This window comes from Mesorhizobium sp., assembly GCF_041661565.1.
Classification (GTDB): Bacteria; Pseudomonadota; Alphaproteobacteria; order Rhizobiales; family Rhizobiaceae; genus Mesorhizobium.
Genome location: NZ_JBAZUD010000246.1, coordinates 1 through 3,654 on the forward strand (window position 1 = coordinate 1; position 3,654 = coordinate 3,654).

Annotated in this window: 3 protein-coding genes and 1 pseudogene; all 4 read right to left on the reverse strand. The window is 63.7% G+C overall.

Features of this window, described 5'->3' with window-relative positions; translation table 11 throughout:
* Positions 1-162: 162 nt before the first annotated feature.
* Positions 163-354, reverse strand: a complete 192-nt coding sequence (locus WC739_RS24940) for a hypothetical protein (RefSeq protein ID WP_372955655.1) — start codon at positions 352-354, stop codon at positions 163-165.
* Between the two features lie 187 nt (positions 355-541).
* Positions 542-2,200: an FAD-binding dehydrogenase gene (locus WC739_RS24945; RefSeq protein ID WP_372955656.1), complete on the reverse strand. Its 1,659-nt coding sequence runs from the start codon at positions 2,198-2,200 to the stop codon at positions 542-544.
* Positions 2,201-2,240: 40 nt separating this feature from the next.
* A complete protein-coding gene (locus tag WC739_RS24950) occupies positions 2,241-3,230 on the reverse strand; it encodes a Gfo/Idh/MocA family protein (RefSeq protein ID WP_372955657.1) in 990 nt (329 codons plus the stop codon).
* 288 nt (positions 3,231-3,518) lie between these two features.
* Positions 3,519-3,654 (reverse strand): annotated as a pseudogene (locus WC739_RS24955) (polyisoprenoid-binding protein); the annotation flags it as partial.

Below are 3,654 nucleotides of genomic sequence, written 5' to 3' on the forward strand. Positions count from 1 at the left end.
GCGAAACGCACGGCGGAATTCCTGTCGGCAAAAACGCCGCCGGTCTGGCCCTCCTCGTCACGCGCGATCCAGTGGCCTTCGCCGTCCCGCCCGACGACGAAGCGGTGAAGGGCGGTTGCGTCAAGGAGAATGGGGAAACTTTGCATGGTCATCTCCTGCCTTTCAGGAGAGCTGGGCAGCGATCGCTGCGGCGGCCACCAAGGCGCCGGCAACCAGGAGCCACCATGTCGGCGTGAACGGCGCAACCAGGCTGACGGGCCGGCGATTGTTGTTGGCCGAGCGCCTGATCCGTTCGACCTGCGACGCCGGCAAAGGGCGATGGGTGGGCAGATAGAGCCCGTCTGAGAGGAACATCGAAGACTTCCTTCTTTCTGGTACCGCCACGAGGTGGCGGCTGCCTGCAGCGGCTCAGGACCGGCTGCACTCAGAAAGATAAAAGCATCCGCATTTGTATTCGAGGCGGGCGAAATCTGGAAAATATAAAAAAGTCATATGTTTATGGCCCGGGCGTATAGGACCAAGGCCGCCAGCGGGGCGTATTTTACGCCACCGTACGGGCAGCCGCCCGGCCGGCGCCGCGGCCGGAAAAGATGCAGCCGCCGAGGAAGGTGCCTTCGAGCGCCGCATAGCCATGCACGCCGCCGCCGCCGAAACCGGCCGCTTCGCCAACGGCGTAGAGCCCAGGCACCGGCTCGCCATCGGCACCCAGCACGCGGCTGTCGAGATCGGTCTGCAGGCCGCCCAGCGTCTTGCGGGTGAGGATGTTGAGGCGCACCGCGATCAGCGGCCCATTAGCCGGGTCGAGCATCTTGTGCGGCTTGGCCGTGCGGATGAGCCGGTCGCCGAGATAGGCCCGCGCCCCGCGCAAGGCGGTGATCTGCATGTCCTTGGAGAACGGATTGTCGAGCTGCCGGTCGCGGGCGCGGATCTCGCGCTCGACCTGGGCAAGCTCGAGCAGCGGCTCGCCGCCGGCCAGCGCGTTCATGCGGGCGACCAGCGCCGGCAATTGGGCCTCGACGATGAAGTCCTCGCCCTTCTCCATGAACGCCTTGACAGGCCCCGGAATGCCTGATGTGGCGCGGCCGAGCACCTGGCGCCAGCTCTTGCCGGTCAGGTCGGGGTTCTGTTCGGAGCCCGACAGTGCAAACTCCTTCTGGATGATCTTCCTGGTCAGGATGAACCAGGAATAATCGAAGCCGGTCGCCATGATGTGGCTTAGCGTGCCCAGCGTGTCGAAGCCGGGATAGAGCGGCACCGGCAGGCGCTTTCCACGCGCGTCGAGCCAAAGCGACGATGGGCCTGGCAGGATGCGGATTGCATGGTCTGTCCAGATCGGCGCCCAGTTCCTGATGCCCTCGACATAGTGCCACATGCGGTCGCGGTTGATGATCGAGCCGCCGGCCTGTTCCGTGATCGCCAGCATGCGTCCGTCGACATGGTCGGGCACGCCGGTTATCATGCGCCTGGGTGCCGTGCCCAGCCGCCTGGGCCAGTTTTCCCGGACCAGTCGATGGTTGGCGCCGATGCCGCCGGAGGCGACGATCACCGCTTGCGCATGCAGCTCGAAATCGCCGGCCACATCGCGCGAACTCTTGCGGCCGCGCTCGACAATGCTTGGCTCGAGGACGTCGCCGCGTACACCGGTCACGACCGCGCCAGTGCGCGTCAGTTCATTGACCCGGTGGCGAAACCTGAAGCTAACCAATCCACGCTTCTGCGCCTCGCGCACGCGCAGGACAAACGGTTCGAGCACGCCCGGGCCGGTGCCCCAGGTGATGTGGAAACGCGGCACCGAATTGCCGTGGCCGATCGCATTGCCGCCGCCGCGCTCGGCCCAGCCGACCACGGGAAAGAATTTCAGGCCACGTTGCAGGAGCCAGGAGCGCTTCTCGCCAGCGGCGAAGCCGACATAGGCTTCGGCCCATTTGCGCGGCCAGAAGTCCTCCGGCCGGTCGAAGGCGGCCGTGCCCATCCAGTCCTCGAGCCCCAGATCATGCGAATCGCGGATGCGCATGCGCCGCTGCTCGGGAGAATCGACGAGGAAAAGCCCGCCGAACGACCAAAATGCCTGGCCGCCCAGCGACTGCTCCGGTTCCTGGTCGACGATGATGATCTTCTTGCCGGAATCCGCCAGTTCCACGGCGGCGACCAGCCCGGCCAGGCCGGCGCCGATAATGATGACATCCGCGTCGTCAGCCATTGTTCCTCCCCAGGATTAGCCGGCTAATTTTATGCAGAGATCAGACGGTCTCCCAGCTGCCATCCTTGTCGCCGGCGCGGAAGATGGCGTCGATGACCTTCTGGTTGAGGACCGACTCCTCCAGCGTGAAGACACGCTCCTTGCCGCCCTGTGCCGCTCGCGCGAAGGTCTCGACCTCAAGCCGGTATTGCTGCGTGCCGGGGAAGCGGAACACTTGTGCTTCGCTGTGGTTTTGATTGTGCAATTCGATCCTATGATGGTCGTAGAGCCCGGCATTGAAGGGCGAGAACAGCTCGATGAAACCCTTCTCCCCGTGGAACACCATCACCTGGCGCGCGGCCATCTGCGTCGACAGATAGAAGGACAGTTCGAAATCGCCGAAATCGGCGCGGATCGAGGAATAGATGTCGGTGCCGAATGTCTTGTCGCGCTCGATCGTCGCCTGTACGCGCAGCGGCTCCTTGCCGGTGGAAAAGCGCGTCGACACGGTCGGGTAAACACCGATGTCGGGCAGCGCGCCGCCGCCGAGATCGAGCTGGTTGCGCATGTTGTTGGGGTCGACATTGTAATAGGAGAACGCGCCCTGGACATGGCGCAGCCGGCCGATGGCGCCGGCGGCGATGAGGTCGCGCACCTTGATCCATTGCGGATGGTAGATGACCATGAAGGCCTCGCAGACCAGCACCTTCTTCTGGTCGCGCAGCTTGATCAGCGGCACTATATCCTTGGCGTCCAGCGCCAGCGGCTTTTCGACCAGCACATGCTTGCCGGCTTCGATGGCCTTCGCCGTCCATTCGACATGCTGGGAGGTCGGCAGCGGAATGTAGACGCCGTCGATCTCGGGCGAGGCCAGCAGTTCCTCATAGGAGCCGAAGGCATGACGGGCGCCAAAGCGCTCGCCCAGGGCCTTGGCCTTTGACAGGTCGCGACTGGCAATCGCCGCCAGCACGCCGTTCTCCGACTCGACGATCGCCGGCAAAAGCTGCTCGCGGCCGATCTTGGCCGTCGACAACACACCCCATCGGAACATCGCATTCTCTCCCTGTCGGTTGTATCTGGAGATGTGCCCTAATTCTGGAGAAAAGCCAATCGCAGACGCGGGTCACAAAGCGCCTTCGTCATCCTCGGGCTTGACCCGAGGATCCATTCCGTGACCTGTCACGCAAATGCAACGGCGCAGAATTATGTCACGATTGCAATGTCTTAGGGTCACGGCATGGGTCCCTTGGACTGCGTTGCAGTTCCAGGGGTCTGCGCGCGTCGCTTCGCTCCTTGCTCCGCCCTAGGATGACGAGCCCGGTGGAGGCGCAACTTAGAACTAGCCCCGTTTCCCCGTCAGCGTCATGTCGAAATCGACGATGTTGGAATAGATCGGCGTGCCGACATCCATGCCGTAGCGGGACCTGAGCACCCTGCCCGTGACATGGAATTTGATCGTGCCGCCCTTGAGGCCG

Bases quoted from the DNA above. Each gene is read 5' to 3' on its own strand.
- WC739_RS24945 (WP_372955656.1), bottom strand. From the start codon at position 2,200: ATGGCTGACGACGCGGATGTCATCATTATCGGCGCCGGCCTGGCCGGG.
- WC739_RS24940 (WP_372955655.1), bottom strand. From the start codon at position 354: ATGTTCCTCTCAGACGGGCTCTATCTGCCCACCCATCGCCCTTTGCCG.
- WC739_RS24950 (WP_372955657.1), bottom strand. From the start codon at position 3,230: ATGTTCCGATGGGGTGTGTTGTCGACGGCCAAGATCGGCCGCGAGCAG.